1 pseudogene is annotated in these 255 nt (G+C 63.1%); it reads left to right on the forward strand.

The features are described from left to right. A pseudogene (locus AB3X95_RS39025) lies at window positions 1-255 on the forward strand (tyrosine protein kinase); the annotation flags it as partial.

A 255-nucleotide genomic window follows, 5' to 3' on the forward strand; every position in this document is an offset into this window, starting at 1 on the left:
CGGGCACGCAGTTCATTCTGGAGAGGCAGTCGCGCGAAAAGACGGTGGAGAACCTGCAGAACCGGCTGACCGTGTCGCAGAAGGGCAAGGACAGCGGCATCATCGGCGCGTCGCTGACGGGCTCCGAGCGGATGCTGACGGCCAGCACGCTTGCCGAAATCGGCAATGCGTATGTCGACCAGAATCTGAAGCGCAAGGCGGCGGAAGCCGAGAAGTCGCTCGAGTTCCTGAGCGCACAGCTGCCGCAGCTCAAGA

Source organism: Paraburkholderia sp. BR13444 (assembly GCF_040948755.1).
GTDB classification, from domain to species: domain Bacteria; phylum Pseudomonadota; class Gammaproteobacteria; order Burkholderiales; family Burkholderiaceae; genus Paraburkholderia; species Paraburkholderia youngii.